We start from the raw sequence: 19,357 nt of genomic DNA on the forward strand, positions 1-19,357 counted from the left end.
GGTTAGAGGATGTCACCCGGCGTGTAGGCGGCGGCCTCCGGGTAGCGCTTCGCGAGGTCGTCGATCTTCGCGACGACCGCCCCGACCTGGGCGACGGCGGCTCCGGTGAAGGACAGGGGCTCACCGACGATCCCGACGATCTGCGCCTCGTCCAGCCCGAGCCGGCCGTCCGCACCGAGCCGGTGGAACAGGTCGTTCGCCGGCAGGCCCTTGCGCAGGTCGAGCGCGGTCGCGACCGCGTGCTCCTTGATCACCTCGTGCGCGGTCTCCCGGCCGACGCCGTTCTTCACCGCGGCCATCAGCACCTTGGTCGTGGTCAGGAACGGCAGGTACCGCTCGAGCTCGCGCGAGACGACCGCCGGGTACACCCCGAACTCGTCCAGCACGGTCAGGAACGTCTCGAACAACCCGTCCAGCGCGAAGAACGCGTCCGGCAGCGCGACCCGGCGTACGACGGAGCAGAAGACGTCGCCCTCGTTCCACTGGTTACCGGCCAGCTCGCCAGCCATCGAGGCGTACCCGCGGAGGATGACGGCGAGGCCGTTGACCCGCTCGCAGGACCGGGTGTTCATCTTGTGCGGCATCGCCGACGAGCCGACCTGGCCCTCCTTGAAGCCTTCGGTGACCAGCTCGTGCCCTGCCATCAGCCGGATCGTCGTCGCCAGGCTGGACGGCCCGGCCGCCAGCTGCACCAGTGCAGAAACGACTTCGTAGTCGAGCGACCGGGGATACACCTGGCCGACGCTCGTCAGGGTGTGGCTGAACCCGAGGTGCTGGGCGATGTCGTGCTCCAGCTTGTCGAGCTTGGCGGGGTCACCGCCGAACAGGTCGAGCATGTCCTGTGACGTCCCGACCGGGCCCTTGATGCCGCGCAGCGGATACCGCTCGATCAGCTCCTCGATCCGCGCGATCGCGACCAGCAGCTCGTCCGCGGCCGACGCGAACCGCTTGCCCAGCGTGGTCGCCTGCGCGGCGACATTGTGGGAGCGGCCGGTCAGCACCAGCGACGCGTGCTCGGCCGCCTTCTGCCCGAGCTGTACGGCGGTTGCCACCGCGCGGTTGCGGACCAGCTCGAGACCGGCGCGGATCTGGAGTTGCTCGACGTTCTCGGTCAGGTCACGACTCGTCATCCCCTTGTGGATGTGTTCGTGCCCGGCGAGCGCGCTGAACTCCTCGATCCGCGCCTTCACGTCGTGCCGCGTGACCCGCTCGCGGGCCGCGATCGACGCCAGGTCGACCTGGTCGATGACCCGCTCGTAGTCCTCGACGACCCCGTCCGGAACCGTGACCCCGAGCTCGCTCTGGGCCTTGAGCACCGCGACCCAGAGCTTCCGCTCGAGCACGATCTTGTGCTCCGGTGACCACAGCTCCGCCATCGACAGACTGGCGTAGCGCGCGGCGAGAACGTTGGGGATCAGGGGCTTGGTCACGAGCCCCATTCTCCCAGACGGCTACTACCCGACCGTCACCAGACCACAGAGCTTGGCGCCGGACAGGGTGCACAGCTGGTAGGAACCGGCGGCGAGGCCCTTCGGCATGGCCAGCGTGTACGGCCCGGCGCTGGTGTACTGCGGGATCGCGATCCCGACCTCACCCGGGTTCACCTTCATCGAGTACGGCGTGGTGGCGTCGCCCGGCACCTTGGCGACCAGGGTGTAGAGCGCCACGTCCGGCTTGGCCGCCGACGCGAGCGTGAAGGTCACGTTGCGGACAGCCTTGTCCGGGAACGACGCGACGACCTGGCCACCGGCGACCAGCGCCTTCGCCGAGGTGAGCGTCAGCGGACCGGCCTTCTCGACCGGCGCCGGGTTCGGCTGGACCGATACCTCGGGCGGTGCGACCGCGTTCGTCGGGACCGGGCTGTCGGCCACGGGCACGTTGTTGCTCGCCGGCCGCAGCGTGGGGACGACCGCGACGGCGCCGACCACGACAGCCGCACCGAGCACGGTCAGACCGGCGGTCAGGCGGCGCTTGCGGGAACGGGCCGCGGTCAGGACGGAGTCGAAGTCACCGGCGGACTCGGCGGCCTTGCGGTCCGCCAGGGCCTGCAGATCTTCCTGCAGATCAGGCATGGTCGTCACTCCTCAACAGCAATGAATCGGACAGGGAGTCCCGGGCGCGGGAGAGGCGCGACTTGACCGTGCCTTCCGCGATCCCGAGCGTGTCCGCCACCTGAGCCACGCTCAGGTCACAGACGTAATGGAGGACGACGACCTGCCGGGTCGGCATCGGCAGGCCGGCGAGAGCCTGCTCGAGGTCACCGGCGTACCTGTCGGCGGGGTCCGGGACATGATCCGCCGGCAGCCGGTGGAACAGTTGCGTGAACCGGTTGCCGTCGCGGTGCCGGTTCGCGGCCAGCCGCACGGCGACCAGGCGCACCCAGGCCTCCGGAGAGTCGTACCGCGAGACCTTCTGCCAGCGGGGCACCAGCCGGACGAACGCCTCTTGGACGATGTCTTCCGCCTCGGCCCGTGACCCGGTCAGCAGCGAGATCACCCCGACCAGCCGTGGCTGGTGTGCGCGGTAGAACTCCCGCAGCCCCTCCGTCTCCATACCTGCCTACACCCCCGACCCATCGATCCGGTTCCATCGGACGACTGACCCTATCGAAGGTCACTCTGAGTACATGGACAGTCTGACACCGTACGAGGTCGCCTGGCTGGTCGGCGGCGCAGAGCGAGCCGCTGTCGTTACCTTCGTGGCCTTGGCCACCGACGGCCGGCTGGATATCGCCTACAAGCGGCAGCGGGTCAAGGTGGCCCGCGCCGAGTCGGTCTACCCGATCGAAGCCGCCGCCCTGGCCGTGGTTCCGGAGACCGGGCTCGGCGTCGGCGATTTCCTCGCACAGGTCGCGGCCACCCCGGAGGTCGCGGACCTCGACAGAGCCGTCCGCGCCAAGGGTCAGCTCCGGTTCCTCCGGTGGTTCAGCCCGACGTACCGCGGGCTCGCCGAGCACCCCGGCACCGGGGTACGACGGGTCGCGGTGCTCGGCGTACCGGGAATCGAGGACGAGCAGCTCCGCAACCTCTTGGAGCACCCGCTGCCAGGCGTGCCGAAGATCGACCCGCTCACCCCGGTGCGGGACAACACTTTCGACGGGTCGATCGGCCCGTCGAACGGCACCTGGACCGCCGGGTAGGTCAGACGGTGATCTCGCCGCGCTCGGCCTTGAGGGCGATGTCGGTACGGTGCTGCGAGCCCTTGATCCGGATCTGACCGACCGCGGCGTACGCGCGCTGGCGGGCCTCGGCGAGGTCCTTGCCGACGGCGCTGACCGCGAGCACGCGTCCCCCGGACGTCACGAGCTCCTCGTCCTCGAGCGCGGTACCTGCGTGGAAGACGCGGACGTGATCGCTCTCGGCCTGGTCGACGCCCGCGATCGGGTCGCCCTTGCGCGGGCTGGCCGGGTACTTCTTCGCGGCGACCACCACGGCGACCGAGGCGGCGTCGCGCCAGCTCAGGTCGCCCTGGTCGGCAAGCTTGCCGGTGGCGGCGGCGAGCAGCAGACCGCCGAGCGGGGTCTTCAGCATCGGCAGCAGCGCCTGCGTTTCCGGGTCGCCGAAGCGGCAGTTGAACTCGATCACCCGGACACCACGGGACGTCAGCGCGAGACCGGCGTACAGCAGGCCGCTGAACGGCGTACCGCGGTGGCGGAGCTCGTCGATCGTCGGCTGCAGGACCTTCTCGGTGATCTCGTCGACCAGGTCGTCCGGTGCCCACGGCAACGGTGTGTACGCGCCCATGCCGCCGGTGTTGGGACCTTCGTCGTTGTCGGCGAGACGCTTGAAGTCCTGCGCCGGCTGCATCGGCAGCACGGTGGTGCCGTCGGTGATCGCGAACAGCGAGACCTCGGGCCCGTCCAGGAACTCCTCGATCAGCACCTGCTCGCACTCGGCCGCGTGCGCGAGCGCCGCCTCGCGGTCCGACGTGACGACGACTCCCTTACCCGCGGCGAGCCCGTCGTCCTTCACGACGTACGGCGGCCCGAACGCGTCGATCGCGGTCGCGGCCTCCTCGGGCGTCGTGCACACGTACGCGCGACCGGTCGGCACGCTCGCCGCGGCCATCACGTCCTTCGCGAACGCCTTCGAACCCTCGATCTGCGCGGCTTCGCGGGACGGACCGAACACCGGGATCCCGGCGTCCCGCAACGGGTCGGCCAGGCCGGCGACCAGCGGCGCCTCCGGGCCGACCACGACCAGATCCGCCTCCAGCTCCTGCGCCAGCGCGACGACCGCGTCGTGGTCCGAGATGTCCACCGAACGGCAAACGATCGTTTGCCCGTCGTACGCCGGACGCAACACGGCGATGCCAGGGTTGCCCGGGGCCGCTACGACCTGCTCGACCTCAGGGTCCTGGGCCAGCGCCCAGGCCAGTGCATGTTCGCGGCCACCGGAGCCGATCACCAAGACCTTCACGGGCGATCAGCCTAGCGTGCTCTGGCCCCGGCGGCCCTCGGCGGTGTAAGACTGCGCATTTACTGGAGGTGAGCGATTGACTACAACAACAGCACCGGCGCGCTCCAGCCGCCGCCCCACCGCCGCCTCGTTGCTGTCCTGGCTGCTGCTCCTGCCGTGCCTGGTGGTGTTCGCGCTGTTCATCGTCTGGCCGCTCGGGAAGTCGGTCTCGCTGTCCCTGCACGGCTCTGACCTCTTCGGCCGTCCGGACGCGTACGTCGGGCTGCAGCACTACCGCGACATGCTCGGATCGTCCGACTTCCGGCACATCCTCGGCGTCACGTTCATGTTCGTGCTGCTCACCGTGATCCCGGGCGTGCTCGGTGCGCTGATCGTCGTCCTGCTGCTCGAGCAGCACATCAAGGGCATCCGGATCTTCCGGACCGCGTTCGCGCTGCCGTTCGCGTTCTCGGTCGCCAGCGCGTCGGTCATCTTCGCCACCATCTACAACCCGGCGATCGGTCTGGCCAACGGTCTGCTCGGCCACTTCGGCGTCGACCGGATCGGCTGGCTGACCGACCCGTCCTGGGCGTTGATCAGCGTCGCGATCACCACGGTCTGGATGAGCATCGGGTACAACGTGCTGGTCCTGTCCGCGGGCATCGGCGCGATCCCGACCGAGATCAACGAGGCCGCCACGCTGGACGGCGCCGGCGGGTTCCGCGCATCGCGGTACATCACGATCCCACTGCTCGGGCCGCAACTGTTCTTCCTGATCGTGATCTCCACGATCCAGTCCCTGCAGGGCTTCGGTCAGATCAAGATCCTCACTCCCGAGGGCGGGCCGGAGCAGTCCACGAAGACGCTCGTCTACTCGATCTACCACACCGCCTTCGCGAACAACGCCAGCGACTTCGGCGCCGCGTCGGCCCAGGCGATCGTGCTGCTGGTGATCCTGCTGATCTGCACGGCGATCCAGTTCGGCGTCCTGGAGAGGCGGGTGCACTACAAGTGAGACCAGGCCGCATCATCACGTACGCCGTTCTGATCCTGGCCGCGATCGCGGTGATCTTCCCGGTGTACTACGTCGTCGCCGGATCGATCATGTCGCCCGGGCAGATCTCGTCGTACCCGCCGGATCTCTTCCCGCACGGGCTCTTCACCGGCAACTACAAGGGCACCGCGTCGTCGGGTACGCCGATCGGGCAGCAGTACCTGAACTCGATCCTGCAGACGTCGATCATCACGCTGTCGCAGCTGATCACCAGCGTGCTCGCGGCGTACGCGTTCGTCTTCATGAAGATGTGGGGACGGGCGGCGCTGTTCGGTCTGTTCCTGGCCACGCTGATGGTGCCGTGGGAGTCGATCGTGCTGCCGAACTACCTCACCATCACCAGCTGGTCGCTCGGCGGCGAACGGCTGACCGCGTCGTACGCCGGGACGATGATCGCGCTGGTGCTGCCGTTCCTGGCCAACGCGTTCGGGGTGTTCCTGCTCCGGCAGTCGTTCCTGCAGTTCCCGCTGGAACTGCGGGACGCGGCCACGATCGACGGCGCCGGGCACTGGCGGTTCCTGCGCCGGATCCTGCTGCCGCTGAACAAGCCGGCCCTGACTGCGGTCGGGCTGTACGTGTTCCTGTCCGCGTGGAACCAGTTCTTCTGGCCGTTGCTGATCGGCGACTCGGCGTCCCGCCGTACCTTTCAGATCGGGATCAGCCAGCTCAACGACGCGGAGGCCGCCGACCCGGGACTCATCCTGGCCGGCGTCACGCTGTCCATCCTGCCCACGCTGGCCATCGTCGTCTTCGGCCAGCGCTTCATCGTCCGCGGGCTGACCGCGGGTGCAATTCGCTAGAAAGGTTGGTCCTGATGAGATCCGTCCTCCAACGACGTACGGCGGTCGCTACTTCATTGCTGGCGGTGCTGGCTCTGGTCGCCGCCGGCTGCGGTGGCAACTCCTCCTCCGACAAGAACTCCGGCAGCGGTGCGCAGGACGTGCCCGACGCGAGCGCGCTCGACAAGGCCACCGGGGTCACCAAGGTCACCTTCTGGCACGGCATGAAGGGCGCCAACGGCACCGCCGTCGACAAGCTGGTGAAGGCGTTCAACGCCGCGCACAGCGGCAAGATCGAGGTCACCGCCGTGTACCAGGGTGACTACGACGAGACCATCACGAAGTACAAGACGTCGGTCCAGCAGGGGAACACGCCTTCCGTCGTACAGATCTACGACATCGGGTCGCGGTTCATGATCGACTCCAAGCAGACCGTGCCGGTGCAGAAGTTCGCCGACAAGGACGGCTACTCGCTGGACTCGATCGAGCCGAACATCGCGAACTACTACTCGATCGACTCACAACTCAACTCGATGCCGTTCAACACGTCGATGCCGCTGCTGTACATCAACAAGGAAGCCTTCGTGAAGGCCGGCCTCGACCCGTCGAAGCCGCCGACGACGCTCGACGAGATCATGGCCGACGCCAAGAAGCTCACCGTCAAGCAGGGTGGGAAGACGGTGCAGTACGGCTTCAACGCGGCGATCTACGGATGGTTCCTGGAGCAGTTGATCGCGCAGTCCGGTTCGGCGTACTGCGACAACGAGAACGGCCGCAAGGACCTCGCGACCAAGGTCAACTTCGCCGACGAGCAGGGCGTCAAGGTCGCCACCTGGTACCAGCAGATGGTCAAGCAGGGCCTGATGCCGAACACCGGCAAGAAGACCGACGACGCGCAGGCCGTGTTCAAGTCCGGTACGTCGGCGATGTCGCTGGAGTCGACCGGGGTACTCCGCGGCTACCTGGACGCGGCGAAGGGCAAGTTCACCGTGCTGACCGCGCCGTACCCGCACCTGACCGCCTCCGACACCGGCGGCCCGATCATCGGCGGCGCATCGTTGTGGATCGACGGCCCGGGTCACTCCGACGCCGAGAAGCGCGCCGCCTGGGAGTTCGTGAAGTTCGCGTCCTCGCCGGCACAGCAGGCCGCGTGGCACACGGGCACCGGCTACTTCCCGATCAACTCCAAGGCTCTCGACGAGCCCGACGACAAGGCCTGGGTGGCGCAGTACCCGCAGTTCACCACCGCGATCACCCAACTCCACAACACCAAGCCCACCAACGCCTCCTCCGGCTGCATCCTCGGCGTCATGCCCCAAGCCCGCAAAGCCTCCGAAGACGGCATCGAAAAGGCCGTCCTGGGCACCGACCCGACCCAGGCAATGAAGGCCGCCGCCGACTCCATCAAGCCCCAGATCGACCAGTACAACAAGACAGTCAAGAAGTAGCCCGCTAGCACCGCAGCCGCCCGAAGACCTGCTCTTCGGGCGGCTGTTGTTTGCCTCGGCCGGTCCGCGCTGACCTACACCCGTTCATGCATGGGCCCGGGTGTGACTTTCCCCTTGTGGATAAGGCGTCTGGGCGTCCATGGATTTGGTCACGAGTCGATCGCGGCATAGAATAGAACACATGTTCGAAGCCGATCTGAGTGAGTTCGACACCGCGGGCGTGCTGTCCGCGGCATCGGAGTTCGCCCAGATCCAGGAGCGCGCCGCCGTGCGCATCCTCGAGGCCGCGTTGGCCTTCGCCGATCGCAACGCCGTCGTGTCCAGCGACCCGCTCCCCGGATGCGAACGCCTCCAGGTGTACGGCGGTGCCGGCTGCCCGGGCGTGGCGGAGTTCGCACCGATCGAGTTCGGCGCGGTGCTGCGCATCTCGACTGGTGCGGCCGCTTCGCTGATCGGCGAGGCGCTGGCGCTGCGCCACCGTCTGCCCAGGATCTGGGCTGCAGTGCTCGGCGGACACGCCGTCGCCTGGCGCGCCCGCAAGATCGCCCGCGCCTGTCTGTCGCTGTCACCGGAAGCCGCCGCGATCGTCGACCGACGCGTCGTCGGAATCGTCGACACCGTCACGCCGGGCCGACTGGAGACCATCGTCACCGCGGCCGTCTGGCAGGCCGACCCCGAGCTCGCCAAAGCCCAGTCCGAGGCAGCCGCACGGGCGCGAGGTGTGTTCGTCGCGCCCGCGGATGCCCATGGAACGAAGCGGTTCTGGGTCCGCGCCGCCGCAGGTGACGTGATCCGGTTCGACGCAACCATCGACGACCTGGCGCGCGCCCTGAAAACGTTGGGCGACACCGACACCCTGGATCAGCGCCGCGCCAAAGCCATCGGCTGGATAGCCGACCCGGCCGCAGCACACCAACTCCTCGAAGTCGCCCGCCACCTGGCCCGTACCACCACCGCCGACGCTTCCCGCAACGGCTCGGCCGCACCAAGCCGCAACCAGCCAGAGCAACACGCAGACATGCACGAGGCTCCGGTCGAGGACGAGGCTGCGGTCGACGCGGCTCCGACCTCGGCCAGCCCGGACGTAGACGCGTTCACGCGGCAGATGCTTGCGGGCGAGCTGCCCGCCCGGCTCGCCGCCATCAAGCAGCATGCCCACAGCAACGGCCTTGGTGCAGGTAGCGGCCGGCGCAGGCAGCACACCCTGTTCGTGCACCTCACCGACCGGACACTCGCGACCGGCGACGGCGTACTGCGGGTCGAGGAGCTCGGACCGCTGCTGGCAAACCAGCTGAGCGAGTTACTCGGCCACGATCAAGTCGTCATCAAGCCCGTGATCGACCTTCACGACCAGGTCAGCGTTCACTGCTACGAGATCCCGGACCGAATCCGCGAGCGGGTCCGGTTGCGACACCCGGTCGACATGTTCCCGTACAGCGGCGCCGAGGCCACCGCGCGGATGGACCAGGACCACATCACGCCGTACGACCGCACCGGTCCACCCGGACAAACCACCACCCACAACCTCATACCGCTCGGCCGACTCCACCACCGCGCCAAGACCTTCGGCGGCTGGCGAAGCCGACGCTTGCCCACCGGTGCGATCGAATGGATCAGCCCCCACGGATTCCGCTACCGCGTCGACCACACCGGCACCCATCCAGTGTCGCCGAGACACCGCGCGGCTCAGTAGTGCCAGTAGTAGCGGGCGTCGGCGTTCCAGGTGAGGGGGACTGTGGTGCGGTTGGTGAACGCCATGCCTAGGCCCCGGGCGATTTCCACGGTTCGGGAGAGTTGGAGGGAGTAGGGGTGTTCGTTGTCGTCCCACCATTGTTCGTACTGGGTGATGCAGGTTTGGGCGGTGTAGTACGGGTTGCTGCAGGGGTGGGGTGGTAGCCACTTCTGGAGGTGGCGGAAGGTGACTGTCGTGGAGCCGTTGGGGGGCTTGATGGTGCCGGTGGCGTCCAGGCAGTAGCCGGTGGTGGGGATGGTCCATTTGACGTAATGCTGGCGGCCACCGTCGGAGGGGATGGGCTGGAGGTTGTTGCAGTTGGCGTCGCCCAGCTTTTCGCTGGTGACGCGCTGGATCTGCGTGAGGGGGCGGCCGGCACCGTCGTTGTAGCCGTCGAGGAGGACCCAGTCGCCGGCGTGGATGAAGTGCTCGGCGGATTTCGGCGGCCATGCCTTGGGGTCGCCCCAGGAGATGTCGGACTCGGTGGCACTCAGCGGCGTCCAGGCCCACTGGCCGGCAGCCGTCCCGCCGGCGAAGTACTGGCCTGCTGACTTCTCGAACATCAGCGAGTACTGCGCATAGTTCTCGGCCGGAGCTGCCACGGCAACAGCTGACGTCAGGACCGCGGCCAGGCAGGTCAACACAGCGAGCCTTGTGATCACAGAGTGCGACAATAGTGCACCTTGAGTTCCTGTTCCGTGCAGCCGGAGCGGTCTAGGCTCTCGATCACGAGACCGACCGCGGAGGAGCTGCAATGCCAGAGCCTGTGACCCAGACGCTCGACGTGCCCGGAGCCACGCTGACGTACGACGTTCGCGGCGACCTCGCGAACCGCCCGGTGCTGCTGATGATCGGCTCGCCGATGGGCGCCAGCGGATTCCCGACCCTGGCCTCGCATTTCGCCGATCGCACGGTCGTCACCTACGACCCGCGTGGTGTCGAGCGGAGCGTCCGGACCGGTGAGATCACCGAGCTCTCCCCCGACGACCACGCCGCCGACCTCGCCGCGCTCATCGAGCACCTCGACGCCGGCCCGGTCGACATCTTCGCCAGCAGCGGCGGCGCGGTGAACGCGCTGGCCCTCACCGCGAAGCGCCCCGACCTGATCAACACCCTGGTCGCCCACGAGCCGCCGCTCGCCGCGGTCATCCCCGACAGCGAGTCCGCGCTGGCCGTGGTCGCCGATATGTATGCGACGTACCAGCGCGACGGCATGGGCGCGGGCATGGCCAAGTTCATCGCCTTCGTGGGGTATGACGGCGAGGTCCCGGCCGACTACACCGAGCAGCCTGCGCCCGACCCGGCCATGTTCGGCCTGCCCACCGAGGACGACGGCTCGCGCGACGACGCACTCCTCGGCCAGAACCTCCGCGGCTGTACGTCGTACCTGCCGGACTTCGATGCCCTCGCCAAGGCGAAGGACCGTATTGTCATCGGTGTCGGCGAGGAGTCGGCGAATCAGATGGCCGCCCGTGGCGGCCGGGCCGCGGCCGCCCAGCTCGGTCTGGATCCGGTGACGTTCCCGAGTGGCCACGGTGGCTTCCTCGGCAACGAGTACGGCCAGCCAGGCAAGCCGGAGGAGTTCGCCGCCACCCTGCGAGAGGCTCTCACAAGTCGCGGCTGAGCGAGGCGGGTGACGACAACCACCAGCGTGTCTGCTTAGCTGGTGGCATGACTGACAAGCCAGAGATCGACTTTCCGGACGGTCCGCCGCCTGCGGATCTCGAGATCACCGACATCACCGTTGGCGACGGCGACGAGGCCAAGGCCGGTTCGCGGGTCAACGTGCACTACGTGGGCGTGGCCCACTCGACCGGCGAGGAGTTCGACGCGTCGTACAACCGCGGCGCCCCGCTGGCGTTCCAGCTCGGCGTCGGCCAGGTCATCCAGGGCTGGGACTCCGGCGTCCAGGGCATGAAGGTCGGTGGCCGCCGCAAGCTGGTGATCCCGCCGCACCTGGGGTACGGCGACCGCGGTGCCGGCAACGCGATCAAGCCGGGCGAGACCCTGATCTTCGTCGTGGACCTCGTCAGCGTCAGCTGATCCGAGCGCTGTCCGGAACCCCCGCGACTCCGTCACACTGACGGAATCGCGGGGGTTCTTCGCGTAGTTGTACTCATCCGCCTCGCCCAGCGGCCCGATTCACTGGGAGGCATGACGACGATGGCTGTGACCACGGTCCCCGGCACCCGGCCGAACTGGCTCCGCTACGCCGCCCTGGCCGCGAAGGTGCTGCTCTTCGCATTGTTGCTCTCGGCCCTGATCTGGCCGGACCTGAGCGGGATCAAGGGGAAGGCGTCGACCGCCCGCCTGGTCGTGTACCCGATCGGCGCGATGGTGCTCCCGCTGTGGTGGTGGGCGTACGGGCGGACTCGCAGCAAACTCCACCGCACCTTCCCGTGGCATGCGGATCTGTTGATGACGCTGCCGTGGCTGATCGACCTGATCGGCAATCGGCTCAACCTGTTCGACACCGTCGACTGGTGGGACGACGCGATGCATTTCGTCCTCTGGGGCTTCCTCACCGCCGGCGTCCTGCTCGCCTTCGCGCCGCACGGGCTGTCCCGGGGCCTCACCGCCTTCGTAGCTCTCGGCTTCGGCGCCACCGCTGCAGTCGTCTGGGAGCTGGGCGAGTACGTCACCTTCGTCCGCAACTCTCCCGAACTACAGACGGCGTACACCGACACGCTCGGCGACCTCGCCCTCGGCACGCTCGGCGCGTTGCTCGCCGGGCTGATCGTCTACCAGGCCCGCATCAGTCTGCTGGACGGTGGAGGGCGTCGATCAGCTGCGAGGTAACAGCCTCCGGGGAGCGGGTCCAGTCGGTCGTCAGGACGTGGTGGACGCGCCAGCCGGTGGTGGTCAGGGCGCTGGGGTGGGTCGTGAGGCGTTCCAGGAGGGTGTCGGCGGCAACTCGGTCGGGGGTGTCCACGAGGACCGCGATGCGGTGGCCCGGATCGTCAGGCAGTTTGAGGGCCAGGTCGCAGCGGAAGACCGACTCCCCGACAGCGGTGTCGACCTCCACCCCGTGTGCCTCGAGGGCCGCGGCGAGCTGCTCGATCACAGCGCTCGGTCGTGCTGATGGCTTGGCTTTGACGGCGTACGGCGTGAGGGCAGCCTTCGCGGCGGCGTGGTCGCCGCGGGACACAGCGGCGGCGTACGCGAGGAAGCGGCGGAGGGTGTTGGCGCCGTCGTTGTAGGTGTTGGTGATGGCCTCGGGTTCGATGCTGCTGACGATCACCATGTGTTCGCGGGCGCGGCTGAAGATGACGTTCAGGCGCTTCTCGCCGCCGGAGGTGTTGATCGGGCCGAAGTTCATCAGCATCCGGCCGTCCGGACCGGCGCCGTAGCAGACGCTCATCAGGATGATGTCGCGCTCGTCGCCCTGCACGTTCTCCAGGTTCTTCACGAACAGGCCGGCGTCCTGTTCGCCGTGCGTCCGCACCTGCTCCGCCTCGTACAAGGCAGCGAACTCCGGATCCGCCTCGGCCAACTCGTCCAGGGCCCGCTCGATCTCGCCCTGCTGAGCTTCGGAGAACGCAACGATCCCCAGACTCTTCCCGGTCTGCCGGACCAAGGTCTCCCGCACCAAGGCAGCGATCCATCGCGCCTCGGCCGGATTGGTGCGGCGGACGTACACCCCGTCGACGAGCCGAACCGCCGTGACGCTCCCCGCCAGCATGCTGTCGCAGACCTCGGACACCATCGGCGAGTCCGAGCGCACCGTCCACGGCGGCGCCGCGTGCGGCGGCAGCCGATCCGGAACCGTCGCGAGCTTGCCCTGGTAGAACGCCGAGTTGCTGAACGAGATCAACGCCTCCGACCGGCTCCGGTAGTGCCACGTGAGCATCGTCGACGCCAGCCGCAGCGCGCTGATCGAGAGGAAGCTGTCCTCGGTGAGGGCGATCCCGACCTGTTCGGCCGCGTCGTCTTCCGCGTCGAGGTCGGAGTCCGTGCGAACCCGGAAGTACTGCGTCGGCGGCAACTGCATCTGGTCGCCGACGACGATCACCTGCGGAGCACGGTGCAGCGCCGGGATCGCTTCCTCGACCGGGATCTGACTGGCCTCGTCGTACACCACGACATCGAAAGAAGTTGTCAAGGGCAACGTGTCGGAGACCGACGACGGGCTCATCAGCCAGACCGGTCGCAGGACCGCAACCACTTCACCCGGCGCACCGGAGGCGAGATCGCGGATCGACCGGTACCGCATGACCTTGCCGAACTCGTGTTCCAGCTCGCGCCGGCCGGTCGCGAAGCTCTTCTTCCGCTCGCGGTCCTCCGGCGACATCCCGGTCACGCTCCGCTCGGAGTGCGCAACCTCGGCGAGGAAGCGGCGGCGGACCTGGGCGGTGACGACCTCCGCGTTCAGCTCGGTCAGGTCGTCGTACAGCATGCTCAGCTCGCCGACGATCGCGTCGACTTGCGCGGACGAGAGCTGAAGGGGTCCGGCTGCGCGGGCGCGCTCCCATTCGGCGGCGCAGACGGCATACTCGAGCTGGTCAGGTGAGGCGTCGAGTTGCCGGAGCGCTGCGAGGACGGATGGCGGGGCGGTGGCTAGGTCGCGCAGCTTCGGGCCGACTGCGCGTACGACGGCGCTGTTGGCGATCAGGCGGTCGGCCAGGTTACGAAGGCCGTCGACTGTGAGGGTGTCCCAGTGGTCGGCGAGCAGGTCCTGGGTCGATTCCTCGGCCTCGTCCAACGCGTCGGCGAGGCGGGAGAGCTCGGCGGGGGCGCCGTCGCGGAGGACGAGGCGCCAGTCGGGGACGGTCTTGCGGGCGGCGGCGAGTTGGTCGATCAGCTCGCGTGGATCGTCGACGGCCCAGTCGCGGCGGGTCTGCTCGGCGTGTCGCTCGACGGCGGCCGAGGCGGAGTGGGCGGCGACCAGGTCGGTGAGGGTGTCAGTAATGGAGGGTTGTACGGCGCGGGTTGTCGCGTCGAAGCGGGTGTGAACGAGGTTCTTCACGCGGCGCCAGTCGCCGCTGAGGAAGGAGAAGATGCCGCCTTCCTTGCTCTGGGCAACCTTGAGCGCGGAGCGCGCGTCGGCCGGCGCCAACGGGTCGCGCCAGCCGGCGGCCTCCTTCCAGGCAGCTCGCTCCGCCGCCACGAACTGCTTGCGCTCGTCGCCGGCAGCTGCCAGTTCGCGGGCTGTCGCAGACCGCGGCACGATCGCCTCCACGCGATCCACCCCCACCAACGGCTCCAGCACCCGCCCAAGTCGAGCCAGCGCCCGGACTTCCCTCACGTCCGCGCCGCCTACGACAGAGGATGGCTCCGCCGGAGCGGCGATGGCACCCGGCACATCCAGCACCGCCAAGGCGGCAGCCACCAGGTCCCACGTTCTGCGGAGTTCGCGGGCGGCGACGGTCCCGTCGGTCCCGTCCCAACGCTCGGTGGTGAGAAAGGCGAGCGAGCTCCGCGCGAGCACCCCACCGGTCGACGGATCAGCCGACGCAAGCTCCCGCGCGATCTCGCGCACGACATCCCGCGTCGCCCACCACTCCGTCACGCCAGGAAGCTCCGCCGGGTTGGACGGCGGGCCTGCGGTCGGGTCAGCGAGGGCAGCGGGATCCCACGCGTGGTTGTGGAGTTCGGCCAGGCGGTTGATGACGTCGCGGAGGCGAGGTTCGCCAGCAGCCAACTGGTGTTCGAAGGTGGCGACTGTGGACAGCAGGCGGTCGACGCGCGCGACCAGGTCGGCGCGGCGGATGGTCAGGGTGTCCAAGTCGTCCTCAGCGGACAGCCAGGCTTCGTACGTCTCCCGCAACCCATGGACGAACGCCTTCTTGTCCCCCTGTGAGTCGTGGATCAGCGCGCACAACCCGTCCAGCCGCCGGCTCGCCAACCGCGCGTGTACGACGTCCAGCGCGGCCCGCTTCTGGCAGACGAACAGGACCCGCTTCCCGCGCGCCACGAAGTCCGCGATCAGGTTCGTGATCGTCTGCGACTTCCCCGTCCCGGGCGGCCCCTGGATCACGAAGCTCTCGCCTCGCCGGGCCCGCGCGATCGCCGCCACCTGCGAACCATCAGCAGGTACGACGAGATGCCGGTCGGACGGAGCCAGCTCCGGCGGCGTACTCCCGATCGGTCGCGGCCGGTCCGAGAACAGCTGATCGAACGACGCCGCCGACTCCCCGCTCGTCAGCAGCTCGTCGTAGTCGCGGACCAGCCCCAGCGTCCGGTAGTTGAAGTTCGCCAGCGAGACCGCGCACAGGTCGACGTCCCACGAGTACGGTCCGCCCTCGGTGTCTATCGAGTAGACATCCGTCTCGAGCGCCCCTGGCCGCCGCGGCGAGTCACCGAGCGTGATCCCCAACGGCAGCGTCTGCTCCGCGAGCTGCGTCCGGTAGATCTGCACACCCAGCGGCTGATAGTCGGTACGCCGATACGAGTACGGATACTGCTTCCCGCCGAACCCGGTCGCCACGTTCCCACGCCGCCGCCGGTTGTACGTCCGCAGCCGCGTCATCGCCCGCTGCCGGACCAGATCGATCCGCGGCTTCTCCCGCAGGTGCAACTGCAGCCCGGGCTCGGTCGCCTGGATCTCCTTCGCCAACCGCTCGTGCAACTCCTGCAGCGCACCCGGCGCGGACAGGTCGACAGTCTCCGGCAGGGCGATCCCGTACAAGACCCGAAGACTGTGCCGCAGCGTCGGATTGACCTCCGCGATCGGATCGGTGATCCGCAGCGTGTACGAGTCCCGCACACCGCGCTTGCGAGTCAGCTCCACCTTCGCCAGCACCAACGGCGACGCGATCCGGGTATCCCGATCGTTCTTCAAGTCGTGCCAGCGCAGGAACGCCGGCACCAACCGCAGCTGGTCCTGCCCGTAGTCGGCCCGATCGCGACGAGCCGTGGAGATCAGTTTGTCCAACGTGTTCGCGGCGTACGGCGCCTCGTCGTACCGGATCCACTTCCCGAGCGGCTGTGGCTTCTTCAGCAGTTCGGAGGCTAGCTCGTCCCGCCACGTGAACAGCTGTTCCGAGCGGATCGTCCGTACGTCGAGCATCAGCGGCACGGACACCTCGGTGAGGTTCAGCGTCTGCGCGGTCACCCGGAAGTTGATCAGCCGATTGCGCCGGGACAGGTCGAACAGCCGATCACGGAGCGCGCCAAGAACCGCCGTACGCCGGTCCGCCGCGCCGCGAACGATCGCCTCGACGTCGAAGTCCAGCGGCTGATCGCGGTAGTTCTCCAGCTGCTCGATCAACGTGTGCAGGTCCTGCGCGCGCCGGTGCCGGTCCGGCTCGACCATCTGGGCGGCGACCGACACGATCACCGGATGCAGATCGGGATCGAGCCGATACAAGTTGCCTCGGGCATTGATCAGGGTGGCGACGTCCGCCGTACGGGACAGGTCCAGACCGCAGCCGAGCCCGAGCAGCAACTGTCCGAGGCTGAAGATGTCGGTGAGCTGGTCGTGGTGACCGACCACGTGCTCCCAGCTCTGCCAACCGGCGACGAGCGTCGGCGCGGTGATCGCGTCCGGCACCGGGTCGGGGACGACGGTCTTCTCCTGGCCGCCACTCTCTCCCAGGTCAAAGTCGGACTGCCGGTGCGCCACGACCTCAACAGCAGTCGGCCGTGACCCCTGCCGCGCATCGAGCTCCCGCACAGCCAGCGCCGGCCGGCCGGCATCCGCAGGCGCGAACCCGAGCCGGTTCTGCTCGTCGACGACGATCCGATCCAGACCTCGCAGCGGCGCGACCAGGCCGCGCTCATGCACAGCGGCCGTCTCGTGGAACAACGGCAGCACGGACGCGAGCAGCGCGTCGTTGCCCAGGCCGCCTTGAGAAACGGCGAGCGCGACGAGATCCTCCACGCTCATCCGATCACCTCCGAAGCCTGCACAAACCTGGCTCGCTGCTTGTCGCTCCAGCCCAGCTCGTCATCCGCGACATCGACGTACCCGGGCAGGCCTGACCGCCGGGCGAGGGCCAGCGACGCGATCAGCCCAGCGTCGCCGGCATCCGGATCGGCGGTCGCGAGATCGAGCAGCAGGTAGCACAGGTACCGCTTGGTCGCCGCCGCCAGCGGCCTTGGTCGCGGTAGAGGTGCACCATCCACCGGACGCACAGTCAACGGCTCGTCGAACCGCACAGTTCCCGCCGGCCCGCCCGGAGCATCCGCGAATCCGGCGGCCGCCGTGGCGACCGCATCGGTGCGCAGGCCCTCGGTCTGCGCGATCGCGGCGGCAAAGTCGCGGCTCAGCTCACGCAACAGCTGAGCGTCGAGCAGGTCCGGAGCATCCACATCGAGCGGCCCGGTGACCAGCTCCTCGACGTACTCTCCGTCGACCCAGTTCTTCAACGCCCAGGCCCGGCCGACGGCCTCGGGATGCGTGGTCCCCCGACTCCCGGAGCGCAGATCGAGCGACTCCGCCTGGCGCAGGTACGCCGCGGGGTCCGCCGTACTCAGGCCCGTCTCCAGCTTCAGCAGCGCACGGATCGTCGTACTCAGCTCGCCGCAAGCCGTCAACGCGCCCCGGTCCGCGAACAACTCGGTCGCGAGCGACCACCGCCGATGCGTCTCGAGGTACTGCGAGGGCGTCCGCGCGTCGCCGGCCGCAGCGTCGAGGAGCCTGTCGACGGCGAGGTACCCGCCGTCCTCGGCCTGCCACAACAACCGATGCGCGAGCTCATGCCCGATCACCGCGGTCAGCTCGTCCTCGTCCAGCCGATCGAGCAACGGCCCCTGGAACAGGATGACCGGCTTGGCCTGGTGGATGTACGCCGCGTTCGGCTCGCCACTCACCTGGAAGTACTCGACGTCCTCCCCCAGCTCCAAGGCCCGGGCCGCCCGCTCCCCGGCCCGGAACACCGACGGATGCGCGTCCGGCTCCAACCGGTACGCGTTCCGCATCAGCACGTCGTCGAGGGAACCCTCGGGCCCACCGTGCAACGCTGCCCACGCGTGCTCGTCCGAGCGGCGCACAACCGCGAGGACGGACCGGTGATACCCGAGCACGGACAACATGGCCGCAACCATAACCACCCCGACCGACGAAAACCGAGAGCCCTTTCGCCGGCCTGTGCACGAAGGTCAGTGGTTGGTGGGGCGACAGACTCCGTTGGCGGCAGCGCTCGCGGCCAGGGCGGCGGCCGCGGGATTCGCCCTGGCGGCGGTATCCCGAGTGTCGGTGCGGGTCGTGTGGCGGCCGATCGGTACGACCATCGGCGTACCGGCGACCGGGTCCGGGACGACCTTGACGGCCAGGCCGAACACGTCCTGGACCACGTCCTCGGTGATCACCTCGGTCGGGTTGCCCTCGGCAACGATCGCGCCGTCCTTCATCGCGATCAGGTGGTCGCCGAACCGGCAGGCCTGGTTGAGGTCGTGCAGCACCAGCACGATCGTCCGGTCGTCGGACTTGTTCAGGTCGACGAGCAGATCGAGCACCTCGAACTGGTGCGTCAGGTCGAGGAAGGTCGTCGGCTCGTCCAGCAGCAGGATGTCGGTCTCCTGCGCCAGCGCCATCGCGATCCAGACCCGCTGCCGCTGACCACCGGACAGCTCGTCGATCGGCCGGTCCGCGATCGACAGTACGTCGGTCGACGTCATCGCGTCCGCGACCGCCTCGTCGTCGGACTTCGACCACTGCCGGATCCAGCGCGTCCGCGGGTACCGCCCGCGGCCGACCAGGTCGGCGACCGTGATCCCCTCCGGCGCGGTCGGCGACTGCGGCAGCAGGCCGAGCTTGGTCGCCACCTCCCGCGTCGGGATCTGCTGGATGCTCTTACCGTCCAGCAGAACGGTCCCGCGCGACGGCTTCAGCAACCGCGCCAGCGTCTTCAGCAGCGTCGACTTGCCGCATGCGTTGGCGCCGACGATGACCGTGATCTTCCCGGTCGGGATCCGCACCGACAGGTCGTGGATGATCTCCCGCTGGTCGTACCCGACCGCGAGACCGTCGGCAGCCAAGCTGTGTTCCACAAGGTTCTCCATCT

16 protein-coding genes are annotated in these 19,357 nt (G+C 68.5%); 8 read left to right on the plus strand and 8 right to left on the minus strand.

All coding sequences use genetic code 11. The features are described from left to right. Window positions 1-2 precede the first annotated feature (2 nt). The 3 genes from purB to OHA18_RS12155 are packed head-to-tail and all read right to left on the minus strand — an operon-like array spanning window position 3 to window position 2,553. Window positions 3-1,430 (minus strand): adenylosuccinate lyase, encoded by a 1,428-nt coding sequence (purB, locus tag OHA18_RS12145; protein ID WP_442914383.1) that lies wholly within the window; start codon window positions 1,428-1,430, stop codon window positions 3-5. A gap of 24 nt (window positions 1,431-1,454) precedes the next feature. Further along, the gene (locus OHA18_RS12150) at window positions 1,455-2,072 is read right to left on the minus strand and encodes a hypothetical protein (RefSeq protein WP_329004145.1); all 618 of its coding nucleotides are present in this window, start codon (window positions 2,070-2,072) and stop codon (window positions 1,455-1,457) included. Next, entirely contained in the window at window positions 2,065-2,553 is a 489-nt protein-coding gene (locus OHA18_RS12155) for a SigE family RNA polymerase sigma factor (RefSeq protein ID WP_329004146.1), read from the minus strand. The genes OHA18_RS12150 and OHA18_RS12155 overlap by 8 nt, the downstream gene beginning before the upstream one ends. Before the next feature lie 73 nt (window positions 2,554-2,626). Here OHA18_RS12155 and OHA18_RS12160 point away from each other — a divergent pair, with 73 nt between their 5' ends. Next, window positions 2,627-3,139: a TIGR04222 domain-containing membrane protein gene (locus OHA18_RS12160; protein WP_329004147.1), complete on the plus strand. Its 513-nt coding sequence runs from the start codon at window positions 2,627-2,629 to the stop codon at window positions 3,137-3,139. Window position 3,140: 1 nt separating this feature from the next. Here OHA18_RS12160 and purD read toward each other — a convergent pair whose 3' ends face one another. Then, window positions 3,141-4,418, minus strand: coding sequence for a phosphoribosylamine--glycine ligase (gene purD, locus OHA18_RS12165; RefSeq protein ID WP_329004148.1), 1,278 nt, complete (start codon window positions 4,416-4,418; stop codon window positions 3,141-3,143). A gap of 76 nt (window positions 4,419-4,494) precedes the next feature. Here purD and OHA18_RS12170 point away from each other — a divergent pair, with 76 nt between their 5' ends. The 4 genes from OHA18_RS12170 (at window position 4,495) to OHA18_RS12185 (ending at window position 9,371) form a co-directional block, all read left to right on the plus strand. Further along, a complete protein-coding gene (locus tag OHA18_RS12170) occupies window positions 4,495-5,412 on the plus strand; it encodes a carbohydrate ABC transporter permease (RefSeq protein WP_329004149.1) in 918 nt (305 codons plus the stop codon). After that, the gene (locus OHA18_RS12175) at window positions 5,409-6,251 is read left to right on the plus strand and encodes a carbohydrate ABC transporter permease (RefSeq protein ID WP_329004150.1); all 843 of its coding nucleotides are present in this window, start codon (window positions 5,409-5,411) and stop codon (window positions 6,249-6,251) included. The genes OHA18_RS12170 and OHA18_RS12175 overlap by 4 nt, the downstream gene beginning before the upstream one ends. Before the next feature lie 14 nt (window positions 6,252-6,265). Then, window positions 6,266-7,678 (plus strand): ABC transporter substrate-binding protein, encoded by a 1,413-nt coding sequence (locus OHA18_RS12180; protein ID WP_329004151.1) that lies wholly within the window; start codon window positions 6,266-6,268, stop codon window positions 7,676-7,678. Between the two features lie 181 nt (window positions 7,679-7,859). Further along, window positions 7,860-9,371 carry a DUF222 domain-containing protein gene (locus OHA18_RS12185; protein WP_329004152.1) on the plus strand — a complete coding sequence of 504 codons (1,512 nt, stop codon included), beginning with the start codon at window positions 7,860-7,862 and terminating at the stop codon, window positions 9,369-9,371. Here OHA18_RS12185 and OHA18_RS12190 read toward each other — a convergent pair. Next, the gene (locus tag OHA18_RS12190) at window positions 9,365-10,072 is read right to left on the minus strand and encodes a hypothetical protein (protein WP_329004153.1); all 708 of its coding nucleotides are present in this window, start codon (window positions 10,070-10,072) and stop codon (window positions 9,365-9,367) included. The two genes, OHA18_RS12185 and OHA18_RS12190, sit on opposite strands and share 7 nt — an antisense overlap. A 92-nt stretch (window positions 10,073-10,164) precedes the next feature. Between OHA18_RS12190 and OHA18_RS12195 the strand changes: the two genes are divergently transcribed. The 3 genes from OHA18_RS12195 (at window position 10,165) to OHA18_RS12205 (ending at window position 12,209) form a co-directional block, all read left to right on the plus strand. Beyond that, the gene (locus OHA18_RS12195; RefSeq protein ID WP_329004154.1) at window positions 10,165-11,034 is read left to right on the plus strand and encodes an alpha/beta fold hydrolase; all 870 of its coding nucleotides are present in this window, start codon (window positions 10,165-10,167) and stop codon (window positions 11,032-11,034) included. A 47-nt stretch (window positions 11,035-11,081) separates the two neighbouring features. Then, on the plus strand, window positions 11,082-11,453 hold the full coding sequence (locus OHA18_RS12200; RefSeq protein WP_329004155.1) for an FKBP-type peptidyl-prolyl cis-trans isomerase: 372 nt from the start codon (window positions 11,082-11,084) through the stop codon (window positions 11,451-11,453). A gap of 111 nt (window positions 11,454-11,564) precedes the next feature. After that, window positions 11,565-12,209: a hypothetical protein gene (locus OHA18_RS12205; protein WP_329004156.1), complete on the plus strand. Its 645-nt coding sequence runs from the start codon at window positions 11,565-11,567 to the stop codon at window positions 12,207-12,209. Here OHA18_RS12205 and OHA18_RS12210 read toward each other — a convergent pair. The 3 genes from OHA18_RS12210 to OHA18_RS12220 all read right to left on the minus strand — a co-directional run bounded on the left by OHA18_RS12210 (window position 12,166) and on the right by OHA18_RS12220 (window position 19,355). Next, window positions 12,166-17,238: an AAA domain-containing protein gene (locus tag OHA18_RS12210; RefSeq protein WP_329004157.1), complete on the minus strand. Its 5,073-nt coding sequence runs from the start codon at window positions 17,236-17,238 to the stop codon at window positions 12,166-12,168. The genes OHA18_RS12205 and OHA18_RS12210 overlap by 44 nt on opposite strands. Further along, complete coding sequence (locus OHA18_RS12215; protein WP_329004158.1) at window positions 17,235-18,386, minus strand: M48 family metalloprotease; 1,152 nt, start codon at window positions 18,384-18,386, stop codon at window positions 17,235-17,237. The genes OHA18_RS12210 and OHA18_RS12215 overlap by 4 nt, the downstream gene beginning before the upstream one ends. Window positions 18,387-18,452: 66 nt before the next feature. Further along, on the minus strand, window positions 18,453-19,355 hold the full coding sequence (locus tag OHA18_RS12220; protein ID WP_329004159.1) for an ABC transporter ATP-binding protein: 903 nt from the start codon (window positions 19,353-19,355) through the stop codon (window positions 18,453-18,455). Window positions 19,356-19,357 lie beyond the last annotated feature (2 nt).

This window comes from Kribbella sp. NBC_00709 (assembly GCF_036226565.1).
Lineage (GTDB): Bacteria > Actinomycetota > Actinomycetes > Propionibacteriales > Kribbellaceae > Kribbella.